General features: G+C 61.3%; 16 protein-coding genes. 12 read left to right on the forward strand and 4 right to left on the reverse strand.

From position 1 onward, the window contains the following. Positions 1 to 133 precede the first annotated feature (133 nt). The 4 genes from ACU680_RS07060 to ACU680_RS07075 all read right to left on the reverse strand — a co-directional run bounded on the left by ACU680_RS07060 (position 134) and on the right by ACU680_RS07075 (position 5,829). On the reverse strand, positions 134 to 3,229 hold the full coding sequence (locus ACU680_RS07060; RefSeq protein ID WP_448179059.1) for an MdtB/MuxB family multidrug efflux RND transporter permease subunit: 3,096 nt from the start codon (positions 3,227 to 3,229) through the stop codon (positions 134 to 136). After that, positions 3,226 to 4,533 (reverse strand): MdtA/MuxA family multidrug efflux RND transporter periplasmic adaptor subunit, encoded by a 1,308-nt coding sequence (locus ACU680_RS07065; protein WP_115989888.1) that lies wholly within the window; start codon positions 4,531 to 4,533, stop codon positions 3,226 to 3,228. The genes ACU680_RS07060 and ACU680_RS07065 overlap by 4 nt, the downstream gene beginning before the upstream one ends. Positions 4,534 to 4,708: 175 nt before the next feature. Beyond that, positions 4,709 to 5,209 (reverse strand): thiol peroxidase, encoded by a 501-nt coding sequence (tpx, locus tag ACU680_RS07070; RefSeq protein ID WP_007968505.1) that lies wholly within the window; start codon positions 5,207 to 5,209, stop codon positions 4,709 to 4,711. A 218-nt stretch (positions 5,210 to 5,427) separates the two neighbouring features. Then, positions 5,428 to 5,829: a hypothetical protein gene (locus ACU680_RS07075; RefSeq protein WP_448179060.1), complete on the reverse strand. Its 402-nt coding sequence runs from the start codon at positions 5,827 to 5,829 to the stop codon at positions 5,428 to 5,430. Between the two features lie 847 nt (positions 5,830 to 6,676). On the opposite strand from ACU680_RS07075, the gene ACU680_RS07080 reads away from it, so the two are divergent. From ACU680_RS07080 to ACU680_RS07135, 12 genes are all read left to right on the forward strand, one after another. Beyond that, complete coding sequence (locus ACU680_RS07080) at positions 6,677 to 7,102, forward strand: YciI family protein (RefSeq protein WP_007969181.1); 426 nt, start codon at positions 6,677 to 6,679, stop codon at positions 7,100 to 7,102. Between the two features lie 339 nt (positions 7,103 to 7,441). Then, positions 7,442 to 8,233, forward strand: a complete 792-nt coding sequence (locus tag ACU680_RS07085) for a hypothetical protein (protein ID WP_448179061.1) — start codon at positions 7,442 to 7,444, stop codon at positions 8,231 to 8,233. 10 nt (positions 8,234 to 8,243) lie between these two features. Further along, positions 8,244 to 9,695: a DUF1254 domain-containing protein gene (locus tag ACU680_RS07090; RefSeq protein ID WP_448179062.1), complete on the forward strand. Its 1,452-nt coding sequence runs from the start codon at positions 8,244 to 8,246 to the stop codon at positions 9,693 to 9,695. Positions 9,696 to 9,708: 13 nt separating this feature from the next. Beyond that, positions 9,709 to 11,112 (forward strand): DUF1254 domain-containing protein, encoded by a 1,404-nt coding sequence (locus ACU680_RS07095; RefSeq protein WP_448179063.1) that lies wholly within the window; start codon positions 9,709 to 9,711, stop codon positions 11,110 to 11,112. 12 nt (positions 11,113 to 11,124) lie between these two features. After that, on the forward strand, positions 11,125 to 12,075 hold the full coding sequence (locus ACU680_RS07100; protein ID WP_115989893.1) for a transporter: 951 nt from the start codon (positions 11,125 to 11,127) through the stop codon (positions 12,073 to 12,075). A gap of 22 nt (positions 12,076 to 12,097) precedes the next feature. Then, the gene (locus ACU680_RS07105) at positions 12,098 to 13,078 is read left to right on the forward strand and encodes an AAA family ATPase (protein WP_448179064.1); all 981 of its coding nucleotides are present in this window, start codon (positions 12,098 to 12,100) and stop codon (positions 13,076 to 13,078) included. Continuing rightward, positions 13,075 to 14,010: a DUF58 domain-containing protein gene (locus ACU680_RS07110; RefSeq protein ID WP_448179065.1), complete on the forward strand. Its 936-nt coding sequence runs from the start codon at positions 13,075 to 13,077 to the stop codon at positions 14,008 to 14,010. Before ACU680_RS07105 ends, ACU680_RS07110 begins: the two co-directional genes overlap by 4 nt. Further along, positions 14,007 to 14,609: a DUF4381 domain-containing protein gene (locus ACU680_RS07115; RefSeq protein ID WP_448179066.1), complete on the forward strand. Its 603-nt coding sequence runs from the start codon at positions 14,007 to 14,009 to the stop codon at positions 14,607 to 14,609. Before ACU680_RS07110 ends, ACU680_RS07115 begins: the two co-directional genes overlap by 4 nt. Beyond that, entirely contained in the window at positions 14,596 to 15,588 is a 993-nt protein-coding gene (locus ACU680_RS07120; protein WP_448179067.1) for a vWA domain-containing protein, read from the forward strand. The genes ACU680_RS07115 and ACU680_RS07120 overlap by 14 nt, the downstream gene beginning before the upstream one ends. Position 15,589: 1 nt before the next feature. Beyond that, the gene (locus ACU680_RS07125; protein ID WP_448179068.1) at positions 15,590 to 17,170 is read left to right on the forward strand and encodes a VWA domain-containing protein; all 1,581 of its coding nucleotides are present in this window, start codon (positions 15,590 to 15,592) and stop codon (positions 17,168 to 17,170) included. Continuing rightward, positions 17,167 to 18,600: a hypothetical protein gene (locus ACU680_RS07130; RefSeq protein WP_448179069.1), complete on the forward strand. Its 1,434-nt coding sequence runs from the start codon at positions 17,167 to 17,169 to the stop codon at positions 18,598 to 18,600. Before ACU680_RS07125 ends, ACU680_RS07130 begins: the two co-directional genes overlap by 4 nt. Beyond that, complete coding sequence (locus tag ACU680_RS07135; protein WP_448179070.1) at positions 18,597 to 19,619, forward strand: HAD family hydrolase; 1,023 nt, start codon at positions 18,597 to 18,599, stop codon at positions 19,617 to 19,619. Before ACU680_RS07130 ends, ACU680_RS07135 begins: the two co-directional genes overlap by 4 nt.

Below are 19,619 nucleotides of genomic sequence, written 5' to 3' on the forward strand. Positions count from 1 at the left end.
TCCTTACTTTCACCGCACTCCCCTGTAGGAGTGAGCCTGCTCGCGATGAGGTCGGCACATTCAATATCGGTAGGGACAGACACACTGCTATCGCGAGCAGGCTCACTCCTACAAGGGATATGTGTACGGACAGTCATACCGATACCTCTTCGGCATCGGTCTTGCCAAAGCGCCGACCGAGACGGTCGAAGTACAGATAGATCACCGGCGTAGTGAACAGAGTCAGTACCTGGCTCACCAGCAAGCCGCCGACCATCACCAGACCCAGTGGCTGACGCAATTCAGCCCCGGAACCGGTGGCGAGCATCAACGGCACCGCGCCGAACAGTGCCGCCAGCGTAGTCATCAAAATCGGCCGGAAGCGCAGCAGCGCCGCCTGATAGATCGCCTGCTCCGGCGCCATGCCTTGGGTGCGTTCGGCATCGAGGGCGAAGTCGATCATCATGATCGCGTTCTTCTTGACGATACCGATCAACAGGATGATGCCAATGATCGCGATCATCCCCAGGTCATTGCCGCTGAGCAGCAACGCGAGCAAGGCTCCCACCGCCGCCGACGGCAGGGTCGAGAGAATGGTGATCGGGTGAATGTAACTTTCGTAAAGCACGCCGAGCACGATGTACATGGTCACCACCGCCGCCAAAATCAGCAGCAAGGTGCTCGACAGCGAGGCCTGAAACGCTTCGGCCGCACCCTGGAACTGGGTCTGCACGCCAATCGGCATGCCGATGTCCTGCTGCACCTGTTCGATGATGTCCACCGCATGCCCCAGCGCCACGCCGGGTGCGAGGTTGAACGACATCATCACGGCGGGGAACTGGCCGATGTGGGTGATTGCCAGTTGCGCCTGACGTTCCTCGACATGGGCCAGGCTCGACAGACGCACTTGCGCACCGTCAGTGGTCTTGACGTGAATCTGATCCAGCGCCGCCGGGCCGATCTTCTCCCCGGCCTGCGCCTGCAGCACCACGCGGTACTGGCTGGCCTGGGTGTAAATGGTCGAGATCTGCCGCTGGCCGAAGGCGTCGTACAGCGCATCGGTGATGTTCTGCACCGAAACACCGAGGCGCGACGCCGCATCGCGGTCGATCACCAGATAGACCTGCAAACCCTTGTCCTGCAAATCGCTGGCAACGTCGGTCAGCTCCGGACGCTGGGCCAGTGCCTCGACCAGACGCCCGCTCCACTGGCTGAGCAGTTCAGAATCCGGCGAGGACATACTGAATTGGTACTGGGTACGGCTGACTCGATCCTCGATGGTCAAATCCTGCACCGGCTGCATGAACAGGCGGATGCCGACCAGTTTGTCCAGTTGCGGTTGCAGGCGCGCGATCACTTCGGTGGCGCTCAGGTCACGCTGGCCGTGGGGCTTGAGGTTGATCAGCAGGCGACCGCTGTTGAGCGTGGCGTTGTCGCCGTCGACGCCGATGTAGGACGACAGGCTCTCCACCGCCGGATCTTCGAGAATCACCTTGGCCAGCGCCTGCTGGCGCTCGCCCATGGCCGCGAAGGAAATCGACTGCGGCGCTTCGGAGATGCCCTGGATCACCCCGGTGTCCTGCACCGGGAAGAAGCCCTTGGGCACCACCATATATAGGAACACCGTCAGCGCCAGCGTGCCGATAGCGACCAACAGGGTCAGCGGCTGGTGTTTGAGTACCCACTGCAACTTGCGCCCGTAGGCGGCGATCATCCAGTCGATGAAGCCGCCGCTGGCCCGGTAGAAGCGGCCCTGCTCGTGGGCTTCCGGCTCACGTTTGAGCAAACGCGCGCACATCATCGGCGTCAGGGTCAGCGAGACCACCAGCGAAATCAGGATCGCCACCGCCAGAGTGATGGCGAACTCGCGGAACAGTCGCCCGACCACGTCAGCCATGAACAGCAGCGGAATCAGTACCGCGATCAGCGACAGGGTCAGGGAGATCAGGGTGAAGCCGATCTGCTTCGCGCCTTTGAGCGCCGCCTGCATCGGGCTGTCACCCTCCTCGATGAAGCGCGCGATGTTTTCCAGCATCACAATCGCATCGTCGACCACAAAACCGGTGGCGATGGTCAGCGCCATCAAGGTCAGATTGTTGACCGAGAACCCGGCGAGATACATCACGCCAAACGTGCCGATCAGCGACAGCGGCACCGCCACCGACGGGATGATGGTTGCGCTGGCACGGCGCAGGAACAGGAATGTCACCATCACCACCAACGCAATGGCGATCAGCAGTTCGTGCTGCACGTCGGTGACCGAGGCGCGGATGGTCTGGGTGCGGTCGGTGAGCACGGTAACGTCGAGGCCGGCCGGCAGGTTGTCGGTGATGCTCGGCAGCAGTGCCTTGATCCGATCGACTACCTCGATCACGTTGGCACCCGGCTGACGCTGGATATTGAGCAGCACTGCCTGATTCTGGTTGGCCCACGCCGCCAGGCGTTCGTTCTCGGCGCCGTCGACGATTTCCGCGACATCCTTCAGGCGCAGCGGCGCGCCGTTCTTGTAGGCGAGGATCAGGTTGGCGTAGTCCTTGGGCGACGTCAGCTGATCGTTGGCGTCGAGCATCGAGACCCGGGTCGGGCCGTCGAAGTTGCCCTTGGGCTGATTGACGTTGGACGCGCCGATCAGGGTGCGCACGTCTTCCAGGTTCAGGCTGTTCGCCGCCAGTGCTTCCGGGTTGACTTTGATCCGCACCGCCTGCCGCTGACCGCCGGCAATGCTGACCATGCCGACGCCGCTGATCTGGGCGATCTTCTGCGCCATGCGCGTATCGACCAGATCATTGAGTTTTGGCAGGAGCATGGTTTTCGAGGTGATCGCCAGGGTCAGCACCGGGGTGTCCGCCGGGTTGACCTTGTTGTACACCGGCGGCGCCGGCAAGTCGGTCGGCAGCAGATTGGTCGCGGCGTTGATCGCGGCCTGCACCTGCTGTTCGGCGACGTCCATGTTGATGTCGAGGCTGAAACGCAGGGTCAGCACCGAAGCACCGCCGGAGCTGGTCGAGGCCATTTGCGTCAGGCCCGGCATCTGCCCGAACTGACGTTCGAGCGGCGCGGTGACGGCACTGGTCATCACGTCCGGACTGGCGCCGGGGTACAGGGTCATGACGCGAATGGTCGGATAATCGACCTGCGGCAAGGCCGAGACCGGCAGCAGGCGATAGGCAATCAGGCCGGCCAGAACAATGGCCAGCATGCTCAGGGTGGTGGCTACCGGACGGAGGATGAACAGCCGCGAAATGTTCATGCGCCCTTCTTGGCCTTGTCAGCTGCGGCGGCGTCCGGCGCGCTGGCCGCGGGTTTGCCCTGCAGGTGCCCGGTCGGGGTGGTCGGCACGTCATTGCTGTCGTTGACGACTTCCACTTCGCTGCCTTCTTTGAGGCGATCGGTGCCTTCGAGCACGACGCGGTCGCCTGCCGCCAGACCTTCGGTGATCACCGTGTTGGTGCCGTCACTGGCGCCGATTTTCAGTTGGCGGATGGTGACTTTCTTGTCGCCGTCCAACGCGTAAACGAACGTGCCGTTGGTGCCGAACTGAATCGCCGCCGACGGTGCCAGTACCACGCCTTTCAGGGTGTCGGCCAGCAGGTGCACATTGACGAACTGATTGGGGAACAGCGACTGGTCGCGGTTATCGTAACGGGCCTTGAATTTCAGGGTGCCGGTGGCGACGTCGATCTGGTTGTCGAGGCTTTGCAGCACGCCGCTGGCCTGGATTTTCGTGTCGCCGCGATCCCACGCTTCGGCCGGCAGTTTCGCGCCACTGTGGTAGCGGGCAAGCACGGTTTCGAGGCTGTTTTCCGGCAGGGTGAAGACCACGCTGATCGGCTGGGTCTGGGTGATCACCGCGAGGAACGTGGTGTCGTTGGCCGCAACGAGGTTACCGACGTCGACCTGACGCAGACCGACACGACCGGCAATCGGTGCGCGGATCTTGGTGAATTCGAGATTGAGTTTGGCGTCGTTGACCGCCGCCTGATTGGTCTTGACCGTGCCCAGATACTGCCCGACCAGCGCTTCGGCAGTGTCCAGCGTCTGCTTGGCGATGCTGTCTTCCTTGTACAGGCCGCGATAACGCTCGACGTCGACCTGTGCGTTTTTCAACTGCGCCTGATTCTGCAGCAAGGTGCCTTCAGCCTGGAGCAAGGCGTTCTGGTACGGACGCGGATCGATCTCTGCCAGCAGGTCGCCGGCCTTGACCATCTGCCCTTCCTCGAAATTGATCTTCACCAGTTCACCGCCGACCCGGCTGCGCACGTTGATGGTGTTGAGCGCAGTCACCGTGCCCAGTGCCTTGTAATACAGCGGGAAGTCGCCCGTGACTGCCGGCGCCACACGCACCGGAATCGGCCCGGCCGCGCCACCGAAGCCCGGCCGCATCATCCCCGAACGTCCGGCATGGCCGCTCGCCGCCTTGTCGGCGCCCTCCTTGTGGGCCGAACCGGCGGGCCAGAATTTCCAGCACAGGACGGCGATAACCAACAGGACGAGCAGGCTGATCAGCCAGCGACGGGAGTTGCGAGGGGACGATTGCATGGATTGATTAACCATTGGGCGCGTGGGCTTCTTTTACGGGAGGCTGAACGATAAGCACTGATCGGATTTAAGCAAAGCAGCTTTACCGGCAATTTACCTTCAACTTACGTTTCAAGGTGTGAGGCAAAACACTGATACACAAATGAAAACGGCCTGGACAGGGCCAGGCCGTTAACAATTGTAAAAGCGCTTATTTCAGAACGGCGAGTGCTGCGTCGTAGTTCGGCTCTTCAGCGATTTCCTTGACCAGCTCGCTGTGCAAGACGTTGTCGTTCTCGTCCAGAACCACCACGGCACGGGCGGTCAGGCCTTTGAGCGGGCCGTCAGCGATGGCTACGCCGTAGTTTTCGATGAATTCGGCACCGCGCAGGGTCGACAGGTTCTGCACGTTTTCCAGGCCTTCGGCGCCGCAGAAACGGGCCTGGGCGAATGGCAGGTCAGCCGAGATGCACAGCACCACGGTGTTGGCCAGTTCGTTGGCCTGAGCGTTGAACTTGCGCACCGAGGTGGCGCAGGTCGGGGTGTCAACGCTTGGGAAGATGTTCAGCACTTTGCGCTTGCCGGCAAAGTCTTTCAGGGTGACGTCGGACAGATTGCCGGCAACCAGGGAAAAGGCTGGCGCCTTGGAACCGGCTTGTGGCAACTGGCCGTTGACTTGAACCGGGTTGCCTTTGAGGGTGACTTGAGCCATGACTTTAGTCCTTCTTAACGTGGTTATTGAGCATGCAAGAGGCCGAAGTTAACCACGAAATTGTCCGACGACCTATGCCCTGCATGAAAATTGTCAGGGGCCTGCGCAAAAAATTGTATACAACCCCGCCTTCCCCTGTAGGAGCTGCCGCAGGCTGCGATCTTTTCATCAAGATCAAAAGATCACAGCTTCGTTTCACCGACAGCTAAAAGAATTGGTCAGTCGGGCATGGATCGGATGATGTCGGCAAGATCATCCTTGGTTATTTTATTGGCCTTGATAGCAGCGGCAATATCGGTTTTGGAGAGCGGAAACCGTTTGAAAATTTCTTTCAAGGTTTCCTCATCAACATTCGCCAGCCACAGCGGATCTATAAATGAACCGCCATACTCAGGCTTCATGGGTACTTCTTCGTGTGCAATTGCACCTTTATGATTGAGATACACCACATAACGGTCATGCCCTTCAGGAAAGCTTTTATCGTGATAAAGGGTAGTACCCAAAGGCAGGACATAGTAATTCTCGTCGCCATTTGGCCCTTCAATCAGCAACGGTTCTTTGCTCTTGATCATTTTCATATTGGGCGCTTTCGCAATATCGCCAAAAATCAGAAAAGCCAAAAAAATCGCATTGACGGATAAAACTGCCACCAGCCATAGGCCAATACGCCTATTTGTAAACATTTTTCTTATCACAGGGGGCCTCGGTATTCGCTTCGAGCATGGCTTGTAAATCCGCAGGCATGAAAATACCGTCCTTCGGACTACTTTGCGTGCGCGCTGCCTGTCTTTCGATGAAAGAAAGACCTCGCATCTCATTGAATTTCGCCGGGTTCTGCACAATTGACTTTCCCGAAATCTTTGCTCCTGCAATTGTCACGGTTGTGCAGTTATTCGTAGTCGGATGATAGGTGTAACTCCACTGAATAGTCGGAGCTGCCCCCTTCGGTTTCCGGACGAAGAGGTGGCAGCTGTACGCAGGTTGGAAACCCGGGCAGCGGCGACCCGGACGACCCGAAGGTCCCCCGCGCACAGCCGCCATAACGGAGTGCACACATTCGAAGTGCGCAAGGATACGTTATGAAAGGCGTGTACGCGCCACTAATACCCGTCGGGGTTTCCAGTCCCGGTCGCTGAATTGGCAGCGACGAACACAGGCTAGAGACCCGACGTCCGACGGACAACCTGAAAACCTTGTGGGAACGTTCCGCAAAATCGAAACAACTTTTAAACATCCTGAATTGAAATACGCACTGGGAGCTGCCGAAGGCTGTAATTTTTTGATGTTGGTTTTTAACGACAGGAGCAAAGATTGCAGCTTGCGGCAGCTCTTACATTGGCAGTTGCAGTGTGTCGGATTGCGATTGTTAAAACGCCGGACTGCATCTTTTATTCAGAGACCTGTCGATTCACGCCCCGCCCGTTCGACTAAGCAGTGAATCAACCCCCATTCCCTGGAGAAACCACCATGCGATTCATGATCCTTGTCAAAGCCAGCGCCGATTCCGAAGCCGGCATCATGCCCAGTGAAGAGCTGATCACCGCCATGGGCAACTTCAACGAAGAACTGGTCAAGGCCGGCATCCTCATCGACGCCGATGGCCTGCACCCGAGCAGCAAAGGCGCCCGCGTGCATTTCTCCGGCGACAAACGCACGGTCACTGACGGCCCGTTCATCGAGACCAAGGAGTTGGTGGCCGGGTACTGGATCTGGGAAGTGAAATCGAAGGAAGAAGCCATCGAATGGGTCAAGCGCTGCCCGAACCCGATGCCGGGCGACTCTGATATCGAAATCCGCCAGATTTTCTCTGCCGAGGATTTTGGCGCCGAGTTCACCCCCGAAGCACGGGCGCAGGAAGAGCGTGTTCGCGAGCAAGCAAAGAAAAATGCCTGATCCCATGCCGGGTTGAATTTGAAATTGCCATCGCGGGCAAGCCACGCTCCCACAGGTATCGAGTCGGTCACAGGATTTGTGAACGCTTCAATACCTGTGGGAGCGTGGCTTGCCCGCGAAAGCGTCAGCACTGACAACACACATTTGATTGACCAGTTCACCACTCGACTGCGAAGCCGTACACAAAACCAAAGAATTAATCCCTTCGACTGGCTAACTCCCGATTAGCTGCTAGCGTGAATCAGACGTGTCCTACAGGCTTGATTAAGAAAGGAATTACGTCCAACGGCCGAGAAGTGCCGGGTCGTCCATGCAGTAGCCACCAGGGAAACGGGGATCATGTCGAAAAAATTGGGGATTCACGCCTTGCTGCTGGCGAGTTCGCTGGCGCCTGTGTTTTGTGCTCTGGCGAATAACGCCGAAGAGGCCAACAAAAGCAACAACCCGCTGAACCTGGCGCCCGGCGCCAACCTGCAGGATTACTACACGCCGAAGCTGTTCGACAGCAACCTGCACACCAACGATGCCTTGCTGCGCGGTACTTTGCCGATTGCGCCCAACGATTTCATCGGCGTGCCGCAGTTGTTGCGGGCAACGATGCCGATCAGCACCCGCCCCGATCCGCACGGCGGCTACAGCACCGGCATCGGCGATCTCAATCTGTTCGACATCTTCCTGCTCAAGACCGACGGCGTGCAGTTGGGCATCGGCCCGCAGATCACCGCGCCGACCGCTGCCGAGGATGAATTGGGCACCGGTAAATGGCAGGCCGGCCTCGCTGCGGTAGCGATCGATTCGTCACCACGCGGCCTGCTCGGTGCGCTGGTGCAATACCAGAGCTCGTTCGCCGGCGACCACGACCGCGCCCACGTCGAAACCGCAACCATGCAGCCGTTCATCATCCATAACCTGGAAAAAGGCTGGTATCTGCGCTCCACCGGCACCTGGACCTTCGACCTGAAGAACAACACCCACTACATCCCGATCGGCCTGGGTGCGGGCAAGGTCTGGAAGTCCGGCAGCAACATTCTCAACGCCTTTCTCGAACCGCAATGGACCGTCGAACGCAAAGGCGACGGCGTGCCGCAATTCACCCTGTTCGCCGGGATCAACGTGACGTTCGGAAAATAAGGACATCGCCATGCACATCGCTTTACGCGCTGCCGGTTTCAGTCTGATGACCCTGTTCGCCAGCTGCGGCGTCGGCGCCCAGGAACTCGACACGCGTATCGGCAAGATCGCCATGGAAGGCGAACTGCCGGCCCATGAGTCGATTGCCAGACTCTACGCCGAACTGGATTTCCAGCAGGCAACCCAAAGTTACCTGTGGGCCTTGCCGCTGGTGTCCTACGCGCAGTGGCAGGAAGAATTTCGCGACAAGCTCGGCGCGCGCAGCGGCGATCTGATGGTGCTCGACAGCTACGAAGACAAGCTCGGCGTGATCACCGCCAACGCCACCACGCCGTACATTCTCGGCTTCGTCGACCTCAGCGAAACCGGGCCGCTGGTGATTGAACTGCCACCGGGACCGACCGCCGGCGGCATTGGCGATTTCTGGCAGCGGGCGATCATCGACATGGGCCAGACCGGCCCGGACAAAGGCCAGGGCGGCAAATACCTGGTGCTGCCACCGGGCGCGGAGCCACCGGCGGATGCCGACAAGTATTACCTGGCCAAATCGGAAACCATGAACGTGCTGGTGGGCTTCCGGGTGCTGGATCCGGATCCGGCCAAAGGCAAGGCGCTGGTCGAGAAATTCAAGATGTACCCGTACGCCAAACGTGCCGAGCCGAGCAAGACCCGCCTGCTGTCGCCTGACGGTAAAAAGTGGTCGGGCACCCAGCCGCGCGGCATCGCTTACTGGCAGCGGCTGCACCAGATCATCCAGAAAGAACCGGTGAATGAACGTGACCGCTTCTACATGGCCATGCTCGCCAGTCTCGGCATCGAGAAGGACAAACCCTTCAACCCCAACACCCGACAGCGTCAGGCGCTGGAGTCCGGCGCGCAGGTCGGTGAACTGATCGCCAAGGCCAACACCTTTGCCAAGCGCTTTCCTGACGCGCAGTACTGGCCCGACCGGCATTGGGACACGGTGCTGAACATCGCCGAACCATCGCAACGCGTGGCCTATTACGACCAGTTGTGGGAACGCAGCGCCTGGTTCTATGAAGCGGTGACCAACACCAAAGGCATGGTTTCCAGGACCCCTGGCCTCGGCCAGACCTACCTCGGTGCCTACACCGATGCCAAGGGCGACTGGCTCGACGGCGGCAAGACCTATCGCCTGCACGTCGGCGCCAACCCGCCGGCCAAACAATTCTGGTCGATGACCGTGTACGACATCGACAGCCGTTGCCTGATCGACAATCCGCAACGCAAGGCCGACCTGTCCTCGCGCCAGGATCTGAAGAAAAACGCCGACGGCTCGGTGGACCTGTACTTCGGCCCGAGCGCGCCCAAAGGCTTCGAAAACAACTGGGTGCAAACCGTGCCCGGCAAGCACTGGTTCAGCTATTTCCGCCTGTACGCGCCGACCGAAGCCTATTTCGACAAGAGCTGGAAACTCGACGACATCACGGTCGTGCAATGAATAAGGACGCCGCATGAACGCACGCAATCTATGGCTGACCGGCCTGACCCTCGCCTTGAGCAGCAGCGCCTGGGCCGATTTCAGCGCCAGCCCCGAAGAAGCCCGAGGCATCGCCAGGGACGCCTACCTCTATGGCTTCCCGATAGTGGAAATGTACAAGACTCTGTACACCCAGGCCGTGGACAGCAAGAGCCCGAACTTCAAGGCACCGTTCAACCAGATCGGCAACACCGCCAAGGCCTTCACCGCCAAGGACACCGCGTTCGTCACGCCGAACGCCGACACGCCCTACTCGTTCGTCTGGATGGATCTGCGCAGCGAGCCGTTGATCCTGACCTTGCCGCCGATCGAGGAACACCGTTACTACTCGGTGCAACTGATCGACGCCTACACGCAGAATTTCGCTTACCTGGGCACCCGCAGCACCGGTAATAACGGTGGCCACTTCATGATCGCCGGGCCTGACTGGCAGGGTCAGCAACCGATCAACATCGACCGGCTGGTGCGCAGCGAAAGCAACATCGCCTACGCGCTGTACCGCACGCAGCTGTTCGACGAAAAAGATCTGGGCAAGGTCAAGCAGATCCAGAAAGGCTACAAGGTCGAGCCGCTTAGCCACTACGTCAAACAGAAGGCCCCGGCGCCGGCGCCAAAAGTCAGTTGGCCGAAACCGACGCCGACCATGAGCGAAACCCCGGAGCTGTTCCGCTACCTGAACTTCATGCTCGCCTTCACCCCGCCGCAGGATGTCGAAAAAGACCTGCTCGCACGCTTCGCCAAAATCGGCATCGGTGCCGGTCAGCCATTCGACCTGAAAACGCTCAGCACCGAGCAACGCAAGGCCCTCGAAGACGGCATCAGTGACGCCAAGGCCGAATTCGCCGCGTTCAAGAAAGACAAGGTCGACACGCACGAAATCAGCAGCGGTGACCTGTTCGGCACCCGCGATCACCTCAAGGGCAATTACCTGTATCGCTACGCCGGCGCCAACATGGGCATCTTCGGCAACTCTGCCGAAGAGGCGAACTACATCGGCTATTTCGTCGATAAGGACGGCCAGCCGGCCGACGCAGCGAAACACGACTACACCCTGCATTTCGACAACGGCGCCCTGCCCCCGGCCGACGCCTTCTGGTCGCTGACCATGTACGACGGCAAGAGCAAGTTGCTGGTGGCCAACCCGCTCAATCGCTACCTGATCAACTCGCGGATGCTGCCCGACTTGAAGCTCGATGCCGACGGCGGACTGACCCTCTACGTGCAGCACAAAAATCCCGGAAAGGACAAGCAGGCCAACTGGCTGCCTGCACCGAACGGGCCGTTCTACGGCGTGTTGCGCCTGTACCTGCCGAAACCGGAAGTGGCCAGCGGCGAGTGGAAGATGCCCCTGCTCAACCCGGTCAACTCAAAACAATAAACGGAGCCAGTGATGGTCAAGCCTTACGTTGTGCGTCCGCTGCTGGCGCTGTGCATGATCGGCAGTACTCAACTCTATGCAGCCGAGGGTGGCGTGGGCCGGCCGATCACCGGGCAACAGGTGTATTCCAATGCCGGGATCATCCCGCCCGAACCGGGCTGGGTCGTCTCGGTGACCAGCATCTGGTACGACGGATCGCTCAAGGGCAGTCGCGGCGCGCCGATTTCCGGTGAGGTCAGTGCCGGGATCGACATGAAAGTCTCCTACACCATGACCAACCTGACGCACATCTGGGACACCGGCAAAGGCCCATGGAACTTTGCCTCGGCAATCGGCGTTCCAGTGCAGTACACCGACATTGACGCGGCGATCACCGGCCCGCGCGGACGCACCCTCGGCACCAGCGATTCCGGGACCCAGTTCGCCGACGCGCTGGTCACGCCGATTGCCGCCGGCTACCACTTCGATGAGTTGAACCACATCGCGTTCTCCCTGCCGATCTACGTGCCGACCGGCGCCTACAACGACAATCGCCTGGCCAACCCCGGGCAGAACAATTACACGTTCATGCCCACCGTGGCCTTCACTCATCTGGACGGCAAGGGTGGCGAGTTCACCCTGTCCAGTGGACTGGAGTTCTACACCGAAAACACCGCCACCGATTACCGCAACGGCAACATCTTCACCCTCGACGCCTTGTGGACTCACGGCTTCGGCAGTGGCTGGAGCGCCGGTCTGGCGGCGGGTTATATCCAGCAAGTCACCGACGACAAGGGGCAGACCGCCGACAGCCTGAATGGCTTCCGTGGCCGCTCGGTTGGCGCCGGGCCGGTGGTCGCCTGGAGCGGCAAATTCGCTGACGCTCAGGCCAACATCAGTGCGCGCTGGGTGCCGGAGTTCGACACCAAGAACCGCCCCGAAGGCAACGGGATTGCCGTCAACATGACCCTGGCGTTTTTCTAGACCGGCCACAAAGGACTGTCCCATGACCGCACTCACCGACCTCAATGCCCTGCAAGCGAGTATCGCCGAAACCGTACTCGGCCAGGATCAGGTCATTCGGCAGATCCTCCTCGGCCTGTTGGCCAACGGGCATTTGCTCCTGGAAAGTCTGCCGGGGCTGGCCAAGACGCGCACGGTCAAGGCGCTGGCCACGCACCTGGACGCGAAGATGAGCCGCATCCAGTTCACCCCCGACTTGCTGCCCTCGGACATCACCGGCGCCGAAGTGCTGCATCAGGTCGCCGGGCAAAACGAGATCCGCTTCCAGCCAGGCCCGCTGTTCGGCAATCTGATCCTCGCCGACGAGATCAACCGCGCCCCGGCCAAGGTCCAGGCGGCGCTGCTGGAAGCCATGGAGGAACGGCAGATTACCGTGGCCGGCACCAGTCATGTGCTGCCGGAGCTGTTCATCGTGGTCGCCACACAAAACCCGATCGAGCAGGAAGGCACTTATCCGTTGCCGGAAGCGCAAATGGACCGGTTCCTGATGAAGGTGCTGCTGGATTACCCCAGCGCCGACAACGAAAGCCAGGTGCTGCGCCTGTTGCGCGCCGAAGAGTTTGCCCAGGGCGCGAACACCGCGCCGGGCAAGGGCTTCAGCCTGTCACAGGAAGTGATCTTCGCCGCGCGTAAGGAGGTCAGCGCGGTGCATGTGTCGCCGGCCATCGACCGCTATCTGATCGACCTGATCAACGCCACTCGCCACCCGGCCGATTACGACGAAGACCTCGGACGCTGGATCAGCATCGGTGCCAGTCCCCGTGGTGGCATCGGCCTGGATCGTTGTGCGCGGGCCGATGCGTGGTTGCAGGGCCAGGATTTCGTCTCGCCGGATAACGTGCGCGCCGTGGTGCATCCGGTGCTACGTCATCGCCTGCAATTGAGCTACGACGCAGTCGCGGATGGCGTGACTGCCGATCAGGTGCTCGACCGCTTGCTGGATAAAGTGGCGATTCCGGCATGAACACGGAGGGTCTGGTCTACGTGTCTCTGGCGCAATTGATGGCGCTGGAATTCAAGGCCCGTGACCTGAGTTTGCTCGCGCGTCAGCCCCAGGGCAGCATCCTGGCCGGCAAACATGCTTCGCGCCTGCGTGGCCGTGGCTTGAACTTCGATGAGTTGCGCCGCTATCAACCCGGCGACGATTTACGCCACCTCGACTGGCGCGCCTCGCTGCGCACCGGCAAACCGGTGGTACGCACTTTTACTGAAGAACGCGATCGCCCGGCGCTGATCGTGGTCGATCAGCGCATGTCGATGTTTTTCGGCTCGCAGCGCAGCTTCAAATCCGCCCTCGCCGCCGAACTCGCTGCACTGGCGGCGTGGATGGTGTTCAACGCCGGCGACCGGGTTGGCGGTCTGGTGTTCAACGATCAACGCATCGACAGCATCGCGCCGCTGCGCAGCCGCAAACGGGTCGAAGCCTTGCTCAGCCACGTGGCACAACAGAATCAGACACTGAACGCGGCCAATCCCGACGCCGAAGACGAGGATCAGTTGGACAAGGCCTTGCAGCGCTGCCTGGCGCTGGCCGGGCATGACCATTTGATCTGCGTCGTCAGCGACTTCGCAGGCGCCGGTGAGCGCACCTTGCAATTGATGCGGCAACTGCGCGCGCACAACGACGTGATCGCCCTGCAAGTCTACGACCCACTGGCCTTGAAGCTGCCGAGCGATGGCCGGCTGCTGGTCACCCAAGGCCAATTGCAGGTGGAACTGGCTGTCGAGAAACGCAGCGTGCATCAGCCTCTGGGTGATTACCTCGGCGGCCGACTCAAGGATGTCGCCACCCTGCTGCGTCGCAGTCAAGTGCCGCTGATGATGTTCAGCACCGCCGAAGAGGCCCACGCGCAATTGCGCGCCGAGCTTGGCAAGTCTGCCGGCCCACGGCGATGAATCCGACGATTCCCGACATCAGCCAGCTCAAGGAGCTGAGCCTGCCCGCGCCGGTCAGTTATGCGCCGCAGACCTGGGGCTGGTGGCTGTTGCTGGGGCTGTTGATCGCGTTTGCGATCGTGGTTGGCGTGCGGCGTTATCGGCAATGGCACAGGGACGCTTATCGCCGCGAGGGCCTGACGCGTCTGGCGCAGTTGCGCAGCCGCAGTGACGACCTCAATGCCCTGCGCGAACTGCCCGAGTTGCTCAAACGCGTGGCCCTGTCGATGCCCATACCCAACGCTCGCTGGTGGAACACAATAAATGTGGGAGCTGGCTTGCCAGCGATGAGGCCATCACCTGCAACATCCGAGCTGACTGACAGGACGCAATCGCTGGCAAGCCAGCTCCCACAGGGTCCTGCGGCGTTGGGGAGAGCGGATTGGCAGGCGTTTCTGCAGCAGCACAGTAAAACCAGGCTGCCCGACGAGTTCAGTGCCCAACTCGCCCAGCTCGCCTACGCCCCCGACGCCACCCTGCGCGCCCTCCCCGTCGAACAGCGTCAGGCGCTGTTCGACACCTGCCAACACTGGGTGGAGCAGCACCATGTGGCAGCTTGATTACCCGTGGCTGTTGCTTCTGCTGCCGCTGCCGTGGCTGGCCTTCCGGTACCTGCCGGCGTATCAGGAAGCGCGCAGCGCCGTGCGCGTGCCGTTTTTCGCCGCCATGAGCCGTGCGGTCGGGGAAGCGCCGAGCCGGGTTGGCAATCGTCACAACCACTGGCAACGGCTGCTCAATCTGCTGGTCTGGGCGCTGGTGCTACTCGCCGCCGCGCGCCCGGTGTTCGTCGAAAAACCCATCGAGCGCCAGCAACCGGTGCGCGACCTGATGCTCGCCATCGACCTCTCGCAATCGATGGAAACCGCAGACTTCACCAACGCCAGCGGCCAGAAAATCAATCGCCTCGCCGCCGTCAAAGAGGTGGTGCAAGGCTTCATCGACAAGCGCAAGGACGACCGCATCGGCCTGATCGTGTTCGGCAGCGGCGCTTACCCGCAAGCGCCGCTGACCCTCGACCACGCCAGCCTCTCGCTGTTGCTGGCCGACACCGGCATCGGCATGGCCGGGCCGAACACCACCATCGGTGATGCCATCGGTTTGAGCCTGAAGCTGCTCGACCAGGCGCACGAACAGCAGAAAGTGCTGATCCTGCTCACCGACGGCAACGACACCAGCAGCGCGATCACCCCCGACCACGCCGCGGAAATGGCCGCCAACAAGGGCGTGGTCATTCACACCATCGGCATTGGCGACCCGACGGCGTCCGGCGAGGCGCAGGTCAATCTGCGCGGGCTGCAACAGATCGCCCAAACCACTGGCGGGCAGTTCTTCCGCGCCGAAGATCGTACGGCACTGGATCAGGTCTACAGCACCCTCGACCGCCTCACCCCGCATCAAGTGAAAACCCTCAGCCATCAGCCGCAACGCGAGTTGTTTCATTGGCCGCTGGGCGCGGCGCTGACGCTGTTGGCGCTGTATCACCTCGGTGCACTGCTGCGCCCGCGCCTGGCGCCGGCCCGCCAGCGGCAGGAGGCCTGAGATGGAGATCAATCTCAGCGACTTGCACTTTTTACGCCCGCTGTGGTTGCTGCTCGCGCTGTTCGCCGCGCTGCTGCCGCTGCTCTGGCGCCGCACCCGCGACTTGCAGCGGCGGCTGCGCAGCAACATTGCCGAACACTTGCTGCCGCACCTGCTGGTCACCCCAACGGATCAGCAGCGCCTGCGCCCGGTGCACTGGCTGTGCGCGGTATTGGCACTCGGGGCGATCGCCGCCGCCGGGCCGACCTGGGAGCAGGATCGCCCGGATTTTCTGCAGAATCGCGCACCGCTGATCGTCGCCGTGGATCTGTCGCCGTCGATGGATGCCAGTGACGTACCACCGACGCGCCTGCAAGCGGTCAAACACAAACTGCATGACCTGATCCAGCGTCGCGCCGGCGCGCGCACCGCGCTGATCGCTTATGCCGGCAGCGCGCATCTGGTGTTGCCGCCGACTGACGATCCGGCGCTGCTCGACACCTTCATTCAAGCGCTGGGCACTGGCCTTATCGACAAACCCGGCAAGGACGTTAGCGCCGTCATCGCGCAGGCCAAACGCCTGCTCAGCGCCGAGCAAACCCCGGGCAGCCTGCTGTTGATCACCGACGGCGCTGACACCACACAACTCGATAACCTCGACCAGCGACTCAAAGGCAGCCAATTACAAGTGTTGGTATTGGCGGTCGGCAACGCGGACGGCGGGGTGATTCAGGGCGCCAACGGCCAGCCGGCAGTCGACAGCAACGGGCGCCCGCTGCTCGGCCGTTTCGATCCGGCGGCACTCAAGCAATTGGCCGCCGCCCTCGACGCGCCGCTGGGCAGCTTCACCCTCGACGACGATGATCTGGACTGGATCGAGTTGCATGCCCAACAACATTTCCAGAGTGCCAGCGCCGAACAGCAGCAATTGCACTGGAAGGACGCCGGTTACTGGCTGTGCTGGCCGCTTCTATTGTTGGCGCTGCTCGGTGTGCGCAAGGGCTGGAGCGTCAACTGGGTACCGGCGCTGCTGTTGGCCACAAGCCTTGGCTGGCCTGCCGCCCCCGCCCAGGCCAGTGCACTGACCGACGCGTTTTTCACCCGCGACCAGCAAGGGCGCTGGGCCGCCGAGCATGAGCATTGGCCGCAAGCTGCGGCGCTGTTTGTCGATCCGTACTGGAAAGGTGTGGCGGCCTATCACGCGGCAGACTACGACCTCGCACTGGCGACCTTTGCCCGGCTGGACACGGCGCAAGCGTGGTTTTACCTGGGCAACATTTACGTGCGGCGCTTCAAGTTCGATCAGGCAATTGCCGCCTACACCCAGGCCTTGCAGCGGCAACCGCAATTCCCCGAAGCCACGGCCAATCTGGCGCTGGCGCAGGCGTTGCTCAAAGACACCTACAGCGCCGAAAAGAACGCCCCCGAGACCAAACCGGACGAAGTGAAATTCGACAAGGCGCCGGGCAAGGGTCAGAGCAAAAAGGTCGAGACCGAACAGGCGGCTTCCGGCGCGTTGTGGCTGCAGAACCTGAGCACCTCGCCGGCGAAGTTTCTCAGGCAGAAATTCAGCTTGCAGGATCAATCGGGGGCCAAACCATGAACCGGGTTGGCTTCATCGCTGGCAAGCCAGCTCCCACAAGGTTTTGCGCTGTTAACTCGATTGGCGAAAACACAGACACCCCCTGTGGGAGCTGGCTTGCCAGCGATGAGGCCAGATCTGCCAGCAAAAAAATCTGCACCTTGCTCATGACCGGCTTGCTCAGCCTGACTGCCTCTGCCGCCGAACCCCAACTGAAAATCCAGGCCCACCTGCAACCCGCCGAAGGCGCGATGGTCGGCGGGCTGGTCGAGTTGCAAGTCGACGTGCTCACCGATACCTGGTTCACCAGCGCTGCCACCCTGCCCGAGCTGAAACTCGATGGCGCCCTGGTCACGCCGCCCGACGGTCAAGCCCAACACCTGAATCAGACCATCGACGGGCAATCCTTCAGCGGCTTGCGCTACAGCTACCTGATCACCCCGAATGTTGCGCGCAGCTTCGACATTCCGCCGTTGACGGTGAGTGCGACACCGGGTCAGGCCACCACCCCGCTCAGCGCGCAAAGCCAACCGTTGCACTTCAGCGCCACCCAGCCACCCGGCTTGAAACCCGGAGAAACGCCGCTGGTGGCCAGCGGTGTGCGCCTGAGCCAAAGCCTGACCAACTCGGCAACCCCGTTGAAAACCGGCGACAGCTTTACCCGCCAACTGACTCTGCAGGCCGATGGCGCACTGGCGATGGCGCTGCCGGTTCCGCCACTGGGTGACGTGGCCGGTCTGAGTCGTTATCCGCAGCCCCCACAAGTCACTCGTCTGGATGACGGTCGCGGCAACGTGCTCGGTGGTCAGCGGATCGACGCCGTCATCTACCGCATCGACAAGGCCGGCGCCTACACCCTGCCGGCGATCGCGGTGAAATGGTGGGACGTGAAAACGCAGCAGAGCCGAACTGCGCAAGTGCCGGCGGTAACCTTCGAAGCCGCAGCCAACAGCGCTTACAAACCGGTGTTTTCGATTACCGATGATCTCCGGCAGCTCGGCCGCAACAACCCGTACTTTTCCACACGCGGGCTGCTGTGGCTGGCGCTGCTCGCCGTGTGCATTGGCGTCGGTTATTGGCTGCGTCCGGCGCTGTTGCGTGCCCGACTCCAATGGCAGGCGCACAAGCACGCGCGGCAACTGGCCTGGGAGCAATCGGCGGACTTCGCCTGGCAGCAGATCAACCCGCAACTGCAGGCTCGACCGGCGCAATTGAGCGCCTTGTATCTGTGGCTGCGGCGCAGTCGGTTGGGGCTGCAACTGGTGAATACAGGCCCGCGCCTGCAAGGCTTGTTGCGCGGACTTTACGGACGTGATCCGCAGACTGCACAAACACTCGCTCAACTGCGTGAATCGTTGACTACGCTTCACAGTCAGGCCGAACAACAGGCGCACAAACCGGCGTCGGCCCTGCGCCCGCTCAACCCCGTTCATGAAAGGGATTTCCCATGACCAATCCACCGCAGCAGCGTCAACGTTTCAGCCTTGCGCTGTGGTTTGCGCTGGCATTGCCACTGCTGGCCCAGGCCAGCGAGCCACTGCCGTCATGGAATGATGGCCCGGCCAAAAAACACATCATCGAGTTTGTGCAAGCCGTCACCGATCAGTCCGGCAAAGACTTCGTCAAACCCGCCGATCGCATTGCCGTGTTCGACAACGACGGCACCCTGTGGAGCGAGCAGCCGATGTATTTCGAGCTGCTGTTCGCCCTCGACGAGGTCAAGCGCAATGCGCCGCAGCACCCGGAATGGCAAACCACCCAGCCGTTCAAAGCGGTGCTGGAAAACGACCACAAGGCACTGGCCGCCGCTGGAATGGACGGGATTATCAAGATCTTCGGCGCCACCCACACCGGCATGACCACCGAGGCTTTCGACGACTACGCCAAGACCTGGCTGAGCCAGGCGCGGCATCCGAAAACCGGCAAGCCCTACACCGAAATGATCTTCCAGCCGATGCTGGAAATGCTCGACTACCTGCGCAGCCAGGACTTCAAGACCTACATCGTCTCCGGCGGCGACACCGCGTTCATGCGCGCCTTCGCCCAGAAGGTCTACGGCATCCCGCCGGAACAGGTGATCGGCACCACGTTCGTCACCGCGTTCCAGTTCAAGGACGGCAAGGCTTCGATCCTGCGCACACAGAAACTGGCGCACAACGATGACGGCCCGGGCAAACCGGAGAGCATTGATGCAGTGATCGGCAAACGGCCGATCCTCGCGTTCGGCAATTCCGACGGCGACCTGCAAATGCTGCAGTGGACCGCCGCCGGCCCCGGCAAACGCTTCATGGGCCTGGTGCATCACACCGATGCGAAGCGCGAGTGGGCCTATGACCGAAAATCCGATATCGGGCGACTCGACAAAGCCCTCGACGAAGCGAATTCCCGTGGCTGGACCGTGGTGGACATGGCGACCGAGTGGCGCCGGATCTACCCGTTCGATCCACCGGCAACCGGGCAGGTGCAATAA

This window comes from Pseudomonas sp. LF020 (genome assembly GCF_053456425.1).